The sequence below is a fragment of the Microbacterium kribbense genome, from assembly GCF_039537285.1.
In the GTDB taxonomy this organism is placed as follows: domain Bacteria; phylum Actinomycetota; class Actinomycetes; order Actinomycetales; family Microbacteriaceae; genus Microbacterium; species Microbacterium kribbense.
Map to the genome: position 1 here is coordinate 117,281 of NZ_BAABAF010000005.1, position 20,627 is coordinate 137,907.

Here is a 20,627-nt window from a genome sequence, read left to right on the forward strand (position 1 = left end):
TCACTTCCTCGGCCTCGGCCATGACACGACGGGGTTGATGGCCCCGACCCTCGCCGCCGGCCAGGTGTGGAACGTCGACGGGTCGCTGCTGCCGGCAACGACCGCACCCGCATCGTCGGACAGCGGGACCACGACCTCCACCGGCACTGCGACACCGACCACCGCTACGACGACCGACTCGACGGATTCGGCCTCGACCACCGCGGCGACGACGTCGGCCACGTCGACGGATTCGACCTCGACCACAGCGACGGACGGCACGTCGACGACCTCGACGGATCCCGCGTCGACGGATCCGGCCTCGACGGATCCGACGTCGACCACCTCGACCGATCCCGCTACCACGACTACGACCGCCTCAACCGCGACGACGTCGACCGATCCGGCCGCGACGACCGATCCGGCCGTGACGACCACGTCGACCGATCCGGCCGCGACGACCACGTCGACCGATCTGACCGCGACGACCACGTCGACCGATCTGACCGCGTCGGCCACCTCGACGGATCCGGCCGCGGCGACGTCGACGGATTCGACAGCGACCACGTCGACCGACCCGGCATCGGCGACGGCCGCGGACTCGACCACCACGACCTCAGCCCTCGCCTGGGTCGCATCAGGCGGCACGCTGACCCTCGCCGCGGGATCCGCGACTCTGCACGGCACCGTCGGCTACGACGCCGCCACCGGCACGGTGAGCTTCACCGGCGCCGACGGCACTGTCGTCGCGGCGCCGATCGGGGCGACGACGAGCGTCGTGATCCTCGGCGGCGCCGGCGACGACACCGTCACGTTCGACGTGAGCGGCGCCCCCGCAGGACTCGCCTTCCGCTTCGACGGCGCTGCGGGCGCGAACACGATCGGCGGCCCCGCCGCCGACACGCAGTGGGCGGTCACCGGTGCCGACGCGGGCGCATTCGGTGCGGTCTCGTTCACGCGGGTCGGCCACCTCGCGGGAGCAGCCGGCAACCGCGACACCTTCACGGTCCAGCCGGGCGGGTCGCTGACCGGGATGCTCGACGGCGGCGCCGGCGGCTACGACACGCTCGTCGTGGCCGGCCAGCGCGGCACGATCGGCACGAGCGCGATCGACCACAGCTCGGGCAGCCTGAGCATCGACGGAACGCCGCTGGCCTACACCGGGCTCGAGCCGATCACGCTCAGCGCCGGCGCCGTGCACGTGACGGGCACGGCCGGCGACGATGCCATCGTGGTCGGTGTGAGCGCCGGGGTCATCACGGTCAGCTCGCCCACGATGGAGTCCCTCGCCTTCGGCTCGACGGCCACCTCGGTCGTGATCGACGGCGGCGCCGGCGACGACTCGGTGTCGTTCTCCACGGACCTGCTCATCCCCGGAGTGTCGCTGACGGTGGATGCCGAGACCATCACCGTGCACGGCGTCACGATCAATACGCAGGGCGGCGCCGGCGACGGGTCGATCGACTTCCGGGCGACGGCATCCGACGACGGCACAGCCACGACAGGGCACATCACCGCCGCGCCCGGAGCCACGATCCAGCTCACCGGCGCCACGCTGCGCGGCGGTGTGATCACGCTCGCCGCCTCGGCCGCGGCATCCCCGACCACGGCGACCCCCATCAGCGTGATCACCGTCGACTCGAACGCGACCGTCTCGCTCCTGGACACCTCGATCGTCTCCAGCGGCGACGTCTCGGTCTCGAGCAACTCGACCGTCACGGCCAGTGCCGCCTCGACAGACGGCACAGCGAACGACCCCGCCGTCAGTGCCGCCTTCGCGAAGCTGGATGTCACTTCGACGGCGCAGACCAACCTGTCAGGCTCCACGAACTTCCAGGTGGCGGGCGCGCTGAGCCTGGCGGCGACCACCGTCTCCGACCTCACGGCCAACGGCAGTGCGCTGCTGGCGGCCGCCGGCGCCGGAGTCGCGCTGCTCACCCTGAACGAGTCGACCACGGCCTACATCGACGCGAACAGCACCGGCAACACCGCGCAGAGCCTGGCGATCACCGCCGACAGCGCGAATACACTGACCACCACCGCCGCGGCCACGCCCGGCGGCGCCACTGACGTGACCGACGGCAGCGGCCTGCCCATCACGCCCGCCCAGTTCCTCGGCGGCGCCGTCACCGCGCTGAGCCCGGTCAACGTCGCAGGCGCGCTCGCCGTCACGGACGTGACCGCCGACACGCAGGCCTACATCGCCCCGGCCTCAGGCACCTTCGGCATGACCACCCCCGCCACCGGCTCTGTGCTCGTGCACGCCGACGACGCGACGACGGCGACCACCTTCGCCGACGGCCACGCGATGCTGCGGTCCGGCTCGTCGCTCGCCGCCTCGGTCGCCGTGGCGATCGCGACGGCCACCACCACGGCCGCGATCCGCGGGACCGTCGACCTGGTCACCGGCACTGTCACGGTCGACACCACCGGACCGGTCGATCCCACGACCGGCGAAGCCACCGCATCGCCGCAGAGCTTCGAGACGAATGCCATCGCCGGCGGGGGAGCCGGCGTGTCGACCCTGCCGCGCGCGACCGCCTCGTCGGTGAACTTCCAGGGCTCGTTCACGGTGAACGTGATCACGGTGCACACCACCGCCGCGATCGATGCGGGCGCGAAGCTGAACGTGCACGGCGCCGACGTCACGCTGGCCAGCACGCACGAGACCACCTCGACCACCAGCGCCCGCCCGTATGGATCGTTCTTCGACCCGGCGACCGCGATCGAATCCGATCACAAGACCATCGACCTGCCCTTCCCGTTCCTCGACGGCGCCGGCCTCCCCGTACGCACCCTGCAGAAGGTCGTGTACACGAACGGCCTGGGTACCAACATCGACGGACTCGCTTCAGGGGCGACCTACTATCTGTACTGCCCGGGCACGGGGGTCTGCCTCTATGACCCCGCCGCGGGCGTCACCCGGGTGCAGCTGATCTCGGGCAGCCTCTCGCTCGTCGATCTGGCAGCCGACCCGAACCTGTCCTCGCACGTGCTCACCCTCGGCGTCGAACCCGAATCGGGAGCCGACCACCTGCTCACCCTCGTCGAGACGCCGTCCGACAACGTCGGCGTCGGCGCCGGCGTCTCGGTGAACATCGTCAACGACACCGCCGAAGCCACGATCGGCGACGATGCGCAGCTGACCGGCGCGCACGACCTGAGCCTGTACGCCGACACCACGAACACGATGTCGCTGGAGTCGAAGGCGGGCTCATCGGGCGGCATCGCGTTCACCCCCGTCGTCTCGGTCGCGATCTCGAACGTCACCACCCACGCCGGACTCGGCACCGGCGGCACCCTCGTGCTCACCGGCGCGTTCGACGCGCAGGCCACCCAGATCGCCAGCGTCGACACCGCCGCCAACGGCGACACCACCTCGAACGGGGCGATCGGGGTCTCGGTGGCCGTCAACGATTCCGACCACAGCGTCACCGCCACGACGGCGCGCAGCCTCACCGCGGTCGGCTCGGCCGCATTCGGCGCCACCGGATCCTCGGCGACCTCGGCCTCGACCTGGGCGGGCACCGCCGGCGCACCCGACGGGGACACGTCGACCCTGGGCTCGGTCAACGACATCGGCAACGACTTCCTCGGCATGGCGAACAACCTTGCCGGCAGCAACGGCGCCAGCAAGGGCAAGAACGCCACGACACCCACGGCCGGCACCGCCGCCAACAACGACGCGCCGCTGAGCGTCGCCGCCGCGATCTCGTTCAACCTCGTCACCACGACCAGCGATGTGAGCCTTCCCGGCACCGTCGTCATCACCGTCACCGGCGGCCCGCTCATCCTGGCTTCCTCGGCCAACACCGACGCCTCGGCCGTCGGCGACGGCGAGACCGCCACTGAGGCCGCGACCGCGGCGATCGGCGCGGGCCTCGGGCTGAACCTGGCCACCGTGACCAACACGGCCGACGTCGCACCGGGCGCCGTCATCCACACCGACGGCCTGACCCTGAGCGCGACGATGACGCCCGTCGCCGACATCGCCGACCCGGTCTGCGGCGAAGAGGACGTCGACTGCACGCATGCCCTCGACGCCGAGGGATACTCGGCCTCCTCGGGCGGCGGCACGCTCGGTGTCGCCGGTGCCGTGGCCATCAACATCACCTCGGTGACCACGAGCGCGCAGCTGCGCGCCGACGCCACGTCCGCGGCCCAGGTGGCGGCCGGCACCGGCGACGTGACGATGGATGCCGCGTCCGGCGTCGCCGTATCGTCCACCGCGCTGCCGTTCCTGAACGCGTTCGATCCGGCATCCGCGATCCTCGCCGACGACCACGGCGAGCTCACCATCATCCGCCTCGGCTATGCGGTCAAGGACGGCAACCTGCGCACCGGCGACCAGGTCGTCTACCGCACCGGCGGCGGCGACCCGATCGGCATCGAGCCGACCTTGCTGACCACGGGGTCGGCGAAGACCCTGGTGAACAACCGCATCTACTACGCGATCGTGGTCCAGCCCGGCTACATCCAGCTCGCCGAGACTTTCCCGCAGGCGATGGCCGGTGACGCGCTCGTCTTGATCCCGGGAGCGGCCACCGGAGACCGGCACTACCTCGTGGCCGTCGATGACAGCGATGGCCCGAAGATGGGCATCGGCGCCTCGTTCGCGATGGGCATCGACAACGTCACGACGACGGCGGGCATTCAGAACTCGGTGCAGCTGACCGGCGGGCACGACCTCGCCGTGCACGCGGCCGATGACAACACAGCCGACACGCTGGCCGTGAGCGGTTCGGGCGGCGCGGTCGCCCTGGCCCCGGCCGTCGCCCTCACGATCGTGAACCTCACCACCGCCGCCGAAGTCGGCACCGGCGCCCTGCTCGAGATCACCGGCGCGGCCACGATCGTCGCAGCGCAGACCGCGAGCACCTCGACCGAATCCGCCGGCGACACCGATCCCGACAAGGTGGGCATCGCCCTGGCTCTGGCGCTGGCCGTCGTCGCCGACGACGTGCACGCCACGCTCGGGCGCAGCCTGCACGCCACCGGCGCGATCACGATCAGCGCGACCGGCTCGTCGACGAACGAAGGCGGCACGGATGCCGCCGCCCCGGGCGCGAGCGGTCAGACCGCCGGTGGCATCAACGGCACCGCCGACCGAGTGCTCGGCCATGGCAACGCGCTGTCGACGGTGAACACCGGTAAGAAGGCGACGCCGACCGCCGGCACGAGCGACAATGGCGGCGCTTCGCTGTCGATCGCGGGCGCCTTCACGATCCTGATGGTGACCACCACCTCTCGCGCGGCGATCGGCGACCACCTGGCCGTCACCGCCGACACCGGGTCGGTCACCGTCGCCAGCAGCGCGAACACCGACGCGATCGGCGAAGCCAACGGCAGCACGGCCGTGAAGGGCAAAGTGGGAGTGGGCGCGGGCGTCGCCGTCAACGACGTGTCGATGACCAACGTCGCCACGACCGGCGCATCGGCGATCGTTTCCGAGGGCCTGACCGTCACCGCCACGATGACCCCGGTCACCGCCGAAGACAGCGACGCGGTCGACACCGTGCACACGGTGTCCGCCACGGCGAAGTCCGGCGCCAGCAACGCCACGACGCTGGGGGTGGCCGGTGCCCTGGCGATCAACATCGTCGCCGCCGACACCGAGGCGCTCGTCCCGGCCGGGGCGTCGGTGGATGCCGGCGCCGGCGACGTCACGCTGACCGCCGACTTCGTGCAGCACGACACCGCCGAGGCGTCGTCCAAGGCCGGATTCAAGACCTGCGCGCAGGTGTTCGGCCTGCCCTGCAACATCTCCACCGCCATCACCGGGCAGGACGCGAGCGGTGCGGGCCTGGGCATGGGCGCCTCGGTCGCCGTGCAGGTGCTCACCCCGACCAAGACGATCGCGATGATCGCCGACGGCGTGCCGGTCAGCGCCGGCGGCGACGTGACCATCACGGCCGTGTCCGAGCGCACGATCACGACCGTCGCCGAGGCCGGGACGAAGGGCGGCAGCGCGTTCAGCCCGTCAGTCGCGCTCGTGGTCGACACCGACGACACCGCGACCGCGATGCTGGGTTCTGCTTCCGTCGGACTGACGGTCGACGGAGCCGTGACGATCCGTGCCACGCACACCATCGACGCCGCCGAGACCAGTGCCAACGCCAATGTCGAGGCTGAGAACATCGGCGTCGGCGCCGCCGTCGCACTGCCGGTGATCATCGGCTGGAACACGCTGGCGCAGCTCGGCCGCGGTGTCACCGCCGCTGAGGTGACCGTCTCAGCCGAGTCCGAAGTGGATGTCGCAGCCACCGCCAACGCCAGCGCGATCGGCGGATTCGACCTGCCCCAGGGCGGCAAGAGCACCGACACGACCGCCACCGACACGATCACCCAGGACCCCAACGCCGGCGGCAAGGGCGCCAACTCGCCCCCGTCGGCAGACAGCGCCGCAAAGCAGGGCGGCACAAAAGCAGCAGCACAGAGCGGCGAGTCCGGCGGAGGCGTCGGGGTCGCAGCAGCAATCGCCATCGTCTGGCTGCAGACGGCCAACACAGCAGCCATCCTCCCGTCCGTCGCGGTGACCGCGGCCGGAGCGGTCGAGGTCGAAGCCACTCAGCTCACCAGCGTCGCAGCCCGCGCCCTGGGCATCGCGCTCAACCCGAAAGACGCCAAGACCAACATCGGCGCTGCCGTCGGGTTCACCTACCTGTCCGCCTCGAACACCGCCGACATCGGCAGCGGGGCGACGATCAGTGCCGACGGCATCCACGTCTTCGCCGGCACTCCCACGGACGCCGGCACCGGCGAAGCCGAGCAGAACAGCGTCATCGCCTGGGGCATGGCCGCCGCCGGCGGCAAGAGCAACCCGCAGATCGCCGGCTCGGTCGGGCTCAACGTCATCGGCTACACGACGACCGCCCACGTCGGATTCGGCGCCGACCTGAACTCCACCGGTGATCTGACCATCGCAGCGCGCAACCCGCTGGGCCTGCAGAACCTCGCGATCGCCGGTGCCCTCTCGCAGGGCGGCGCGGCCGTCGGCGCCGCGATCGCCATCAACATCCTCGAACAGGTCACCACGACCGCCACCGTCGACTCGTCCATCGCCACCCCCACCCGGCTGGACGCCGCACACGCGATGACCGTCGAGAGCACCGCGAGCATCGGCCTGCTCGGCGTGGACGTGGGGCTGATGGGCTCGCACCTGCTCTCGGCACTCGAAGGCATCCCCGGCGTCTCGCTGATCCCCTCACCCGGCAGCCAGGTCGCCACCCCCGCCGTCTCGACCATCGCCGTGGCCGGCGGCGCCGGCACCGGCCAGGTGTCGCTGGGCGGGTCGTTCGTGGTCAACGTCTGGAGCCGCACGACGACGGCCACCATCGGCGACGGCGCCCTTGTCGACCAGCGCCGGCGCGGCGGCTCCACGCAGAGCCTGGCCGTGCTCGCCCGCGACGACACCGACCAGGTCGAGATCGCCGGCGCCCTGGGGTTGTCCACCGGCGACGCCGGCATCGGCGTGGCGGTCATCGTCGACGTCGTCGACACCACCGTCACGGCGTCGATCGGATCGGCCGCACAGGTGCGCACCGACGGGACGACGACGCTGAGCGCCGCCTCGACCGATCCGGTGCTGACAGTGGCCGCATCGGCGGGGGCGGCCGGCGAAGTCGGCGTCGCCGGCTCGATCATCGTGATTCTGCAGAACGCCGCGGGCGGGAAGGGCATCGCCGCCACCATCGGCGCCGGCACCGTGGTGCGCGCAGGTGCCGATCTGGTCGTCTCGGCCCACCAGAACACCGACGACCCGTCGCTGGCGATCGCACCCGACCACAGCGCCGACTGGCAGACTGCCGGCACCTGGGTCGCCGGCGGCACCTATCAGGCGGGCCGCGTCGTGGGCGGCCACGCCGGCCAGTACGTCGCGGCCCGCACGGTGGCCGCCGCGACCGACCTGCCCGGCAGCTGGCAGCTCGTGCCGACCTGGAGCGCCGCCGCCGTCTACACCACCGGGACGATCGTCGACTATCAGGGCACGCCGTATCGGGCGCTCGTCCAGGTGCTCGGCGCGCCGCTGCTGCCGGACGGCACCGCCACGACACCGGATGCCGACTCCGCCGACTGGATCGCCCTGGGCGCGCCGGCCGCGTGGGCCGCGGCATCCGACTACACCATCGACGACCTGGTCGCCGACGCGGGTGCGATCTACCGGGCCACCGTCGACATCACCGGCGCCGTCGACGCGCCCAGCGACTGGACGGCGGTGGAGGACTGGACCCGCGGCGCCGACTACACTGCCGGCGACGTGGTCACCTTCGACGGAATCGCGTACCGTGCTCTCGGCGACATCGCCGCATCCGCGATCAGCCCCGACCTGGACAGCGCGGACTGGCAGCGCGCCGACGCCTGGGTGTCCGGCGGCAGCTACACGAACGGCCAGGTCGTGGTCGTCGGCGACGTCTTCTACCGGGCGACGGCCGATGTGAGCGGGTCGGCGACGGCGCCGGGATCGGATGCCGCGCACTGGGCGCCGGTCACCCCCTGGGTCTCGGGCAGCCACTACGCGCAGGGCGACCTGGTCTCGCTCGGCGACCAGGCGTACCGCGCCGCCGACGATCTGGACGGCACCGCGGTGCAGAAGATCCAGCTCTACGCCGGGGGGCTCGCCTTCGGTGGCACCGCCGGCGTAGGCCTTGCCGCGGCCGTGCTCGTGCGCACCAGCCCGGTGAAAGCCCAGATCGGCGCCGGCAGCGACGTCAGCGCAGCGGGGGAGCAGGGCGTGCTCGTCGACGCCCGGCAGGCGCAGGACCTGACTCAGATCGCAATGGCCGGGGCCATCGGCGGCGACGTCGGCGTGGCCGGTTCGGCAACCGTCCTGGTGCTCGGCGACACGACCGAGGCATCCATCGGCGACGGCGCACTGGTCAACTGCGTCGACGCGGGCTGCACCAACCCCGCCGCCGCACCCACCCAGGCGGTCGTCGTCACCGCCACCGACACCAGCCACATCGTCGGCGCGGCCGGCATGCTCGCCATCGGCGGCACCGCCGGCGTGGGCGCGGGAGTCGATGTGAAGGCGATCACGAAGAACACGACAGCCTCGATCGGCGGCGGCGCGCACGTACAGGCCGCCGGCGACATCGTGGTCTCCGCCGTCTCGAGCGAAGACATCCTCGCCATCTCCGTCGGCGGGGCCGGCGGGGGAACCGTCGGAATCGCCGTGAACGCCGCGGTGCCGGTCATTTCGATCACCACTTCGGCTGCGGTGGGAGCCGGCGCGGTCGTCCGCGCCGGCGGCAACGTCATCGTGTCGGCCGACGAGCATCTCTCGCTCGACACCGTCGCCGGCAACGTCGCGATCGGCGGCAGCGCCGCCATCGGCGCCGGTGCCGCCGTGCCCGTCGTCACGAAGTCCACGACCGCCACGATCGGCGACGATGCCCTGGTCACCGCGTTCGCCCGGGCCGGAAGCATCACCCACTCGACCGTGAACACAGGCGCCACCCAGGTCATCAGCACCGACACCACGTTCAACCCGCGCACACCCGGCACGCCCGGCCCGAACGGGACGCCCGGCCTCGAGCCCGACGGCTACACCGTCAACCTCGGCTACAACCACGGCTTCTCCAACGGGCAGCAGGTCGCCTACGATTCCGGCGGCGGCGTGAACATCGGCAACCTCACCAGCGGCACCGCCTACTACGTGATCGTGATCTCGTCGACCGAGATCCAACTGGCCGCCTCTCCGCGCGGGCCCCCGATCCGCCTCATCCTCCCCGACAGCGGCCGCATGGGCGAATCGCAGCGCTTCGTGCCCACCAGCCGCGCAAGCACCCCGATCAGCCAGGGCGACGGCATCGTGCCCCGGTTCGACCCCAGCCATGACATCAACGGCAGCGCGATCACCCTGCCCTACCTGCTGTGCGCCAAAGGCAACTGCGCCAAGACCGGCGACCAGGTCGTCTACAGCGCCGGCGGCGGCACCCCCATCGGCGGTCTCATCGACGGCCACAGCTACTACCTCATCATCCTCAATGCGGCCACGGCCACGACCGGGCCCACGATCGAACTCGCCGACAGCAAGTGCCACGCGACCGGCACAGCGGCAGACTGCGGCACCGCCGCCAGCCCCGTGGCGATCCCGCTCGACGGGTCAGTGGCCACCGGCCGCTCGCACAGCATCGTCCCCTCGGGCGCACTGCCGGCATCCGATGCCAGGCTGGGTGGACCGCAGACGGTCACCACCGGCACGCAGACCGGATTCAGCGGCGTCGCCGTCACCGCGACCAACAGCGATCTGCTCTTGGCGATCGGCGTCAGCGCCGGCGCCAGCGGCGGCGTCGCCGTGAACATCTCGGGTTCGGTGGTCGTCGCGGGCATCACCACGGCCGCCACGATCGGGGCGCGCGCCGACGTCAGCACACCCGGCAATGTCGCCGTCGCCGCCGGCAACAGCTTCTACGACCTCGCTGTTGCCGCCGCCGTCGCACTGAGCGGGTCGGTCTCGGCCGGCGCGGGTGTCGCCGTCGGCGTCGTCACCCTGCGCACCACAGCGACCATCGGTGCGGACGCCGCAGTCGTCGCCGGCGGTGACATCATCATCACCGCCCGCGCACGCGAACAGCTCATCGCCGTCTCGGCCGCCGTCGCGATCGGCGGCGACGGCGGGGTCGCCGGCACCGTCGGGGTGACCGTGCTCACCCCGACCACCACCGCCTCGACCGGAGACGGCGCCACGCTGGTCTCCGGTGGCAACCTGCTGCTGGCGGCAAGCGATGACACGCTGCTCGTCCAGGTCGCCGCGAACGTCGCCGGCGGCGTGTGGGCCGGGGTCGGGGCAGGCGTGGGCGTGGTGGTCGTGACGAAAGACACCGAAGCGTACCTGGGCGCGTCGAACATCGTCACGGTGCGGGCGACCGCCGCGGGGCTCGACGGCATCGACGACGGCACGGTCTCAGACGGCGCCTTCGGCGTGACCGCCGGCTTCCGTGGCCTTGCCGTGCAGGCATCCTCCAGCGAGCGGTTCTTCGGCATCGTCGCCGGGCTCGCGGTCGGCGCGGCCGCCATCAGCGGCAGCGTCGGAGTGACGCTGCTCACGGTCACGGTGAAGGCGTTCATCGCCCAGAGCACGATCGTCAACCGCGGCACCTCGGGCATCGACACGTCGGTCGGCGCAGCGCAGGCGGTCGCCGTGACCGCCACCGACCAGCTGAGCACCGTCACGTTCGCCGGCGGCATCGCCGGCGGTCTGGTCGGCGTGGCCGGCGGTGTCGACATCGGCATCGCGAACGTCAACGTGCAGTCGTACTTCGGGGTCGGCAGCGACATCTGGGCGCGCCAGGGCGTGTCGCTGGCGGCGCTGGCCCTGAAGAACATCCAGACGTACGCGATCAGCGTCGGCGGCGGTGTCGTCGGCGTCGCCGGCGCCGTGTCGGTGTGGACGGTCGGGGCCACCCCCACCAAGACCTACCAGCAGAACGACCAGGGCCCGAACAAGGGCGTCTGGAGCCCCACCGCCACCTATGCGGCGGGTGACGTCGTCACCTACGACGACGGCAACGGCGTCAAGACGTACGCCGCACGGGAGAACAACAAAGGGCAGACCCCGGCACCCCTGGACAAGACCTACTGGTCGCTGAGCGACCAGGACCCGACGGGCGGATCGACCGGCGCCGCCGACGACGTGGCGTCGGGGTCGGGCGGCGGTTACGGCTCGGTCCTGGCCGGCAGCGCCGGGGCGTGGACCTCGGGTGTGGGCTATGCCAACGGCACCCTCGTCACGTACAACGGCACGACGTATGCCGCCACCGCCGACATCGCAGACTCCACCGTCAGCCCCGACCTCGACACCGCGCACTGGCGCACCGCCTCCGGCTATGAGCAGCGCATCGCCGACGGGTCGGCGAGCGGCCGCAGCGGCGTGACCGGTGCCACGCCCGGCAGCAGTGTCGCCTCGACGCCGTTCACGCAGCCCGCACCGGCCACCGGCACGTCGGCCACCGTGTTCGGCACCGTGCATGCGCTGGGCGGCGACGTGCAGGTGCGCGCAACCGACGGCCTCGACGTCGTGGCCGTCGCCGGTGTCGCCGCCGTGGGGCTGGGTGCGCTGGGCGCCGGCGTCGCGGTGCTCTCACTGGGCCAGAACACCACGGCGGCCGTCGCCGACGGCGCGGCGGTCAGCGCCAGTGGAACCGTGGGCGTCCACGCCGAACTCGACGAAGACGTGCTCGGCGTTGTCGCCAGCGGCGTGGTGGGCGGCCTGGCCATCGCCGGGCAGGTCGTGGTCATCGTCGACAGCAGCGCGCAGACGGCGCAGATCGAAGACAACGCAGCGATCCCCACCGCGGGCCTGATCGATGTCAGTGCGACCGCGAACCGGGATGTCGCCGGCCTGGCGGTCGGCGTCGGCGTCAGCGTGGTCGGTGTGGGAGCCGCCGTCGCCGTCGTGCTGGTCAGCGGCGACACCCTCGCCTCGATCGGCGACGTCGCGATCGGCGCAGCCGGGCCGATCGGCGGCATCAGCGTGGTCGCGACCGACACCTTCACCCCGACCGACCTCGCCGTGTCGGCGCAAGGCGGTGTGGGCGGCGCCCTCAGCGGAGCCGTCGCCGTGATCACCTACAGCGGCACGACCCGCGCCGAATCCGGCGCCCACGGCGCAGTGCGCATCGGCGGCGACGTCATCGTGCGAGCGACCGGCAACCACCGTGGCATCCTCGCCGACACCCTCAACATCGCGCTCAGCGGGGCCGTCGGCGTGGGAGTGACCCTGGCCCTGGCGACCGACGACCGCTCGACCGAGGCCGCCATGCTCAGCACCGGAAGCGTCAACGCCGCCGGCGACGTCGAGGTCACGGCGACCGCCTGGAACGAGGCACAGGCGCGCGCCCCCGGCGGCAGTGCCGGTGCAGCGATCTCCCTCGCGCTCATGCTGCCGTTCGCGACGGTGTCGGGGCACACGACCGCCCAACTCGACGGCGACGTCACGCAGTCATCGTCGATCACGGTTGCCGCACGTGCCGAGAACGTCGCGACATCGACCGCCACGGTCGTTTCGGTCTCGCTCGGCGCGGGCGCAGCCGGCGCCTATGCGCAGGCCCACGTCACCGACGGCGCCGCCATCACCGCCGGTGTCGGCTCCACCGCCGCCCTCAACAGCAGTGGCGCCGTGGCGATCACGGCCGCCGTGCAGGATGGCGGCAACGCCGCCACAGCGAAGGCGAACGGCGGCGCGGGTGGCTCCCTCGCGGGCGTGGCCGTCATGGTCTCGGACGCCGAGATCGCCGCAGCCGTGACCGCCACCGTGGCCGGCACGGTCACCGGCTCGGGTTCAGTGGCCGTGACCGCCACCGGATCGAACACCGTGACCGCGAAGACCACCGCCGTCACCGGTGCCGGGTTCGGCTCGGCAACAGGGGCCGGCTCGCTGGCCGCGATCGCCGACACGGCCGACGTCACCGCCCAGATCACCGGCGGCAGCATCGCCTCCGACGGCGCGGTGCAGGTCACCGCGCACGGCGGCAACGCCGCGACATCCGAATCGAACACCGGGTCGGGCTCGATCGGCCTCAGCATCGGCGTGAGCGTGCCCACCGCCCGCATCGCGGGGGCGGTCACCGCGTCGGCGGGCGGCGCGATCACCGATGCTGCGTCCCTGACCGTCACCGCCACCGGAAGCAACACGGCAACCGCGACGGCCCTGGCGGTCGCGGTGGGGCTGTTCAGCGGCGCCGGGTCGTCGGCCGAGGCGAGTATCACCAGCACCGCAGATGTCGCGGCGAACGTCACGACGAGCGCGAACGTGACGGTCACCGGCGCCACATCGGTCACCGCCACCGGCTCGAACACCGCGACCGCGTCGTCGAACGGCGGGGCGTTCGGCGCGGGCATCTCGGTTGTCGCGATGCTGCCTTCGGCCACGATCGCCGGCGCAGTCAGTGCCACGGTCGCCGGAACCGTCGACGCCGCAAACCTCGCGGTCTCGGCCACCGGGCACAACACCGCCACCGCCACCACCATCGTCGTCTCGATCGGACTCGCCGGCGGCGCGGGTGCCACCGCGACGGCGACGGTGATGAAGGATGCTGCGACCACGGCGGCGATCGGCGCATCGGCGCACGTCACGACCAGCGGCGCCATCAGCGTCACGAGCAGCCTGGTCGGTCAGAACGCGGCCACGGCGCTCGCGAAGGGCGGTGGCGGGGGTGCGATCCACGCCGGCGTCTTCACCGCAGCCGCCACCGTCGGAGCTCCCATCGCCGCGAGCGTCGCCGGATGGGTGCAGAGCGCGGGCCTGACCGTGACGGCGACGGGCGGCTCCGCGGTGAAGGCCGACACGCTGTCGGTCGGGATCGGCGCGCTGACCGTGTCGGCCTCGGCGAGCTACGCGCATGTCACCTCCGACGCCGTCGTCTCCGCCACAGCATCGTCGAGCGCCGAGCTGAGCGTCTCCGGCGACGCTGCCTTCACCGCGACCGGGATCAACAGGGCCGCCGCGACGTCGGACGCCGGATCCGGCGGTTTCCTGGCCATCGGCGTGGGGGTGCCCACCAGCCGGATCGAGGGCGGTGTGGCGGCGTCCTTCATGGGCACGGTCACCGGGGCAGGCCTTGCCGTGACCGCGAACGGCACGAACACGGCCACCACCTCGTCCACCCCGGTCAGCATCGGCCTGGCCGCAGTGACGGTGGTCAGCACCGTCGCCGAGATCACGTCGGGTGCCGACGTCACCGCATCGGTCGGCACGGGCGCGGACCTCACTCTCGGTGCCGACGGGGCCACTGTCAGCGCGACGGCGACCAACAGTGCGAGCGCCGCGACGCACGGCGGCGCAGGCGGCGCCGTGGCCATCACGGCGTTCACCGCCACCGCCATCGACTCGGCCGGCGCCTCGGCGACCTTCGCGGGCACGCTGCGCCAGGGCGCATCACTGACCGTGGCCGCGATCGGAACCGACACCGCGTCCACCGACGTGCTCATCGTCTCGGTCGGATTGGCGTCGGGCGCAGGCGCGAAGGCCGACAGCACCGTCGGCGGGGCCGTCGCGGCGGGCCTGGCCACCGGCGCGAAGATCCTGGGCACCGACACCACCATCGCCGTCAGCGCACAGCACAGCCAGACCGTCTCGTCCTCGAACAAGGGCGGTGCGGGCGGCCTCGTCGCCGCGACGATCCTGATCGCGTTCGGGACCGTGGACGGCAGCACCACGGCAACCGTCGCCGACGGCGTGGTGATCGGCGGCACCGCCAGCGCGGCCGCGGCACCGCGATCACTGTCGGTCACCGCCAGTGACACGTCCACCGCGAACGTCATCTCGGTGGCGGGAGCCGGCGGTGCCATCGACGTGCATGGGACGCAGAGCGAAGCGACCGTCAGCCCCACCGTGACCGCCTCGGTCGGCAGCGCCACCAGCGCCACGGCCACCCCCATCCGGGTCACCGGGGATGTGAGCGTGCTGGCGACCTCGACCCGCGCCGAAGGCAACGCCACTGCGAAGAGCTACGGCGGCGGCGGAGTCGACGTCGGCACCGCATGGGCGAAGGTCACGACGGCCCCCACCGTCACGGCCTTCCTGGGCACCGGGGTGCACGTCGACGCCGGCGGCGATGTCACCGTGCGTGCTGAGACGAAGGCCACCGGCACCCCGCTGGGCGACAGCTACGCCACCGGCGGCATCCACACGGTCGCCGGCACCACGACCAATGAGGTCAATATCGACAGTGCCGCCGGCACGGTCTACTTCCCCAGCCATGGGCTCGCCGACGGCGACACGGTGCTCTACATCGGCCCGTCGACGACGGGTCTGCAGACCGGCCGCATCTACACCGTGCTGGCCGCAGACGCCGACACCCTGCAGTTCGGCGACACCTTCAACACGGCCACGGTCGACTCCAGTGACCTCACCGGCCACGCCGGCATCGACCCGAACCGATCCACGATCCGGTTCGCCTCGCCGCACAACTTCGCAGACGGCGACCCGGTGGTCCTGGCCGGCACCGGATCCATCAATGGCACGATCTCCGCCGGGCAGACGCTGTACGTGCGGGTCATCGATGACTACACGATCCAGCTGTACACCAGCGCCGCCGCCGCGAACGCCGCGAAGCTCACCTTCGACCCGACCCAGGTCGGCGGCAACACCATCAACCTCGCCAACACCTTCACGGAGGGTCAGCGGGTCACCTACCAGACGTCTCCTGCGCTGTCGTTCCGGCAGGCTGCGGTGGGCGTCACGCCCACCTGCAGCGACAAGGACCACTGCTACCCAGACGATGCGAGCCAGTACGACATCGTCGTGGGCCCGTATCTGAGCACGAACGACGACGGTACGCCGAACCTCGCCAAAGACGGTCTGGTCACCGGCCAGCGCGTCATCTACCACACCTACGGCGGGGCGCCGGTCGGTGGGCTCACCGACGGCGGCATTTACTACGTCATCGTGGTCAACGACTATGTGATCCGGCTCGCTGCCACCCGGTACGACACCACCTCGCATGACTATGCGTGCGGCTCCAACACGTGCACCGACGGCCCGAATCCGATTCACATCACCCGGCCCACCGACGACAAGGCCGTGCAGCAGATCACACCCGCCCCGATCTCGGGCCTGGTCGACGGCTACACCTACCTCGTGAAGGACCGCACCGCGTCTGGCTTCTCGCTCACCCACCTCGACGGCACCGCGGTGACGCTGGGAACCACCGCCACCGACACCGTGCACGGCCAGGACTGGACGGCCCCAGCCGTCTTCGGCCCGCAGCACATCTTCGCGACCGGACTCGCGCTGACCGACTGCACGGCCGCGACCTGCCCGACCGACAGCCTGCACATCGTATTCGGCTCGGTCCCCAGCGGGATGTACGAGTTGTACGCCTCGACCAGCCCAGCCGCGGGTCCGTACACATCGCTGCGCCAGCTGTCACCCCCGCCCGGTGACGGCCAGTCGTCGGCATCCGCCGCCGGCGGCAGCGGCGGGTTCGTCAGCGTCGCGGTGCCCACCGCCGAACTGACCGACACGAGCAAGGTCACCGCCTCGGTCGGCGGCACGATCACCGCCGTGGGCGACGTGAGCGTGCAGGCCGAGAACCTGACCAACGACACGGTCTCGTCCGACAACGGCAGCGGCGGCTTCATCGCCGTCGGCGTCGTGCACTCGACCCTGACCGTCACGGTCACCACGACCGCGACCGTGGCGCCCTCGACCTCGCTGGACTCCGGCGGAAACGTCATGGTCAAGGCATCCACCACCCCCCTGACGAACCTGTACGCGCACAGCGAGGGCGGCGGCTTCGCCGGCGGCTTCACCGCCGACGGATCGACCAACGTCACCGATGACACCACCGCCACGATCGGCCGGAACGCGCACGTCGCCGGCGACACCGCACAGGTGCTGGCCACCTCGGGCGGCACCAGCACGGCGTATGTGCACGCCACGATGTACGCCCTGTTCGGCGTCACACACGTGGGCGGCGGCATCACGATCGCCTCGACCGACCTGGCGCAGCTGGACGGCGACAGCGGCACGCACACGACCCTCACCGGGCGCTACGGTGTCGACATCCGCTCGTGGCACACCCGGTGGACCTACCTCAGCAGCCACGACTCGTCGTGTCACTGCATCGGCCCGTCGCACGACGACTACAGCGACAGCGCGCAGCTGACCAACACCGTCACCGGCAGCCAGGGCGTGACCGTCTACGCCGGCGCGCGACTCATCCCCCACGTCAACGAGGCCGGCAACGCGCCCGCATCGCCGCTGGTCAAACAGGACAACGACCCGAACCTCGTGCTGTACGTGCAGGCCGAGAACGTCGGCCCGACCTTCGGCGACAGCGCCGGCTACAGCCGCAGCATCAACTGGAACTCCGACGTCATCGTCGATGCCGGACCCGACCCCTATCTCGTGGTCAACCCCGACGGCACGATCGCCACCGCGATAAACGTCACCGTCAACGGCATGAAGAACCCCGACTTGCAGACGCAGCTGACCGGCGCCGTCACCGTCGGCGACATCCGCAACACCGGCACCGGCGACATCTACATGACCAGCGCCGGCGGCACGATCAGCGGCGGCAGCCAGGTCGGTGCGCACTTCTGGGGCACCTTCACGTTCCACCAGAACTTCGACGCCGTCACCCTGATCAACCACTCCGCCCTGCCGATGTACATCGGTGACATCGACGTGATCAACCAGGACGCCAGGCCGAAGGTCACGCTGAACACGTCTGCCGGCAGCAACGATGTGACGGTGCATTTCGCCCTGGTGCAGATCGTCACGCCCAGCCGCGTCGTCATCGACAACACCAGCGCATCCGCGCTGACCCTCGCCGGCACGATCAGCAACCCGATCGGCGAGACCGATGTTCTGAACGTCGGCGGGTCGATCCTGGCGGCCACCGGACGCGGTCAGAGCGTGGACGGGCACACCACGCTGATCACGACGAACGTGCTGCATCTGGACGCCCCGGCCGGCAGCATCGGCTCGGCCGCGCAGCGCGTCAGCGTCGACCTCATCCAGTTCGCCGGTCATCCGCTCGTGATCACCGCGACCGCGGGGCTGGACGCCTACCTCGACCTGCGCACCTGGTTGCGCGACGCGTCGATCCCCGACCCGGCCATCGCCGGCAACCCGGCGTACGTGATCGCGATCGACCAGCTCGTCGCCGGCGGCGACCTGAATCTGCTGCTGCAGGCCACCCTGTATGGCACGGGTGCGCCCGCCGTGCCCGGCATCTTGGTCGTCGTGCCCTCCGAGAGCCCGTCCAGTGGGTCGTACTACAACTTCTTCCGCCCCGACCAGAACTGCACGGGACGCACCGTCCGCCCGTGCCTGTACGAGGCCGGCGCCTTCGGCGACACACCGCACGCCGTCGCCAGCACCTACGACTTCAGCCTGCTCGATGCCGGGTCGGCCATCGCGAACGGATCCGTGACGGTCGCCGCCGCCGACCCGAGTCGCACGGCGACCCGCATCAACGTCATCGGCCTGGTCGAGGTGCACCGCAACGGCAACGTCAACACCGTGACGAACGGGTTCGTCAGGCTCACTGAGAGCGCCGGTGACAGCACCGCGATCCACCTGCAGGTGCAGACCGGCGAACTGCCCGACGCCACGGACTTCGTCACGACGACGACGCAGACCATCGCCGCCGGCCCCAACCGCGACCTGCGCGCGGGGCTCATCACGTCGACCGACGACGATGTGACGCTCATCTCTCCGGCGTCCATCGTCGACGCGCCGGTCGGGTCGACGCTGCCGCCGGCCGCCGGTGACCCCGAGGCCGACGTGGTCGGCGTCAACATCACGATGACCGCGAACGGCGGCACGATCGGGCAGGACGTCAACTTCCTCGAGATCGACTCGTCGTATGACCGATTCGGTGTCGTCACCGCCTCGGCGACCGGGGTCATCCGCCTCACCGAGACCGTCGGCGACAGCTCGGCCGGCTACGCGCACCCCGGCGATCTCAACGTCAACACCATCACCACCTGCTACGGCGCCAGCGCAGCCGGCTGCGCCGACGTGAGCCTGGCGACGGCGGCCGGCTCCATCCGCGACGGCCACAACCCGCGCGCGGACGGCAGCGGGGCAGCCGGCGGCACGAGTGTCAACGTCACCGGCGACACGATCGACCTGCTCGCCGTCGGCGGAGGCATCGGCACCGAGACCGAGGCGGCGACCGGCGTATTCACCGGCGACCTCAAGCTCGACTCCGCCGCAGGGGTGGGATGCCTCAGCACGTTCACCCTGGACTGGCTGAACGCCACACCGGCCCAGCGCGCAGTCACCGCGACCTGTGACATCGCCGCGCAGGCGGACACCGGCATCCACCTCACCGAGCTCGACGGACCCGCGAACGTGGTGCTCGCCCACACGACGCACGGTGACGTGCGCATCACCACCACCGAGACCGCGGTCGAGGGCAACGACATCCTGCTGCTGCACTCAGGCAGCACCCTGGTGCGCGAGAACGCCCCGCAGGTCGTCCCGAACGGGCTCATCGAGGCCGAGAACGGCAACGTGCTGCTGCTGGCGGCCGACGACGTCGTCACCGACCCGAGCGGTCAGATCCTCGCCACAACCGCCGCCGGCGACCCCGGCACCGGCAACACCACAGACCCCAGCCAGCCGACCAGCGCCACCGGCAACATCGACATCCACGGCGACTGGCACCCCGGCGTGACCGACGCCACCGCCCACGAGGGCACCATGATCGTGCTGCGCGGCGAGGTCACCGCGGCGGGGCTGACCCGCGTGTTCGGAAACGGCGACGACGACCACATCACGTTCGACCAGACCCTGCTGGGCGGCCAGACCCGCGCCTACGGTTCCGCTCAGCCCACCGCATTCGGGGGCTTCGCGCCGGTCGGCGACGGCGAAGACACGATCACCGTCTACCTGCTGCCGACCATGCCGCGCGCCGGCACGACGCTGAGCCTGGACGGCCAGGCCGGCACCGACCACTACCTCGTCTACACCCACGGCAGCGCGCACGGCGTCGCCCACTACGTCGTCAACGTGCTCGACAGCGGGCGGGCCGACGACGGCGTCGACACCCTCACCGTGCGCGGTGCCGACAGCACCGCGAACGGCATCGACCCGACCACCGGCCTGCCCTACCCGACCGATGACATCTTCCTGCTGCGCGCCGCGTCGTACCTGCCCGGTGAATCCGCCGCCCGCCCCGACATCTACT

At 71.4% G+C, this 20,627-nt stretch carries 2 protein-coding genes (1 of these 2 cut by a window edge); one reads left to right on the forward strand and one right to left on the reverse strand.

Features of this window, described 5'->3' with window-relative positions:
• Complete coding sequence (locus ABD705_RS07780) at window positions 1–444, reverse strand: hypothetical protein (RefSeq protein ID WP_344782250.1); 444 nt, start codon at window positions 442–444, stop codon at window positions 1–3.
• On the opposite strand from ABD705_RS07780, the gene ABD705_RS07785 reads away from it, so the two are divergent.
• Window positions 407–20,627, forward strand: the 5' portion of a protein-coding gene (locus tag ABD705_RS07785; protein WP_344782252.1) for a hypothetical protein. Its footprint extends 11,639 nt past the window's final position; the window shows 20,221 of its 31,860 coding nt (coding positions 1–20,221); it begins with the start codon at window positions 407–409; the stop codon falls past the right edge of the window. The genes ABD705_RS07780 and ABD705_RS07785 overlap by 38 nt on opposite strands.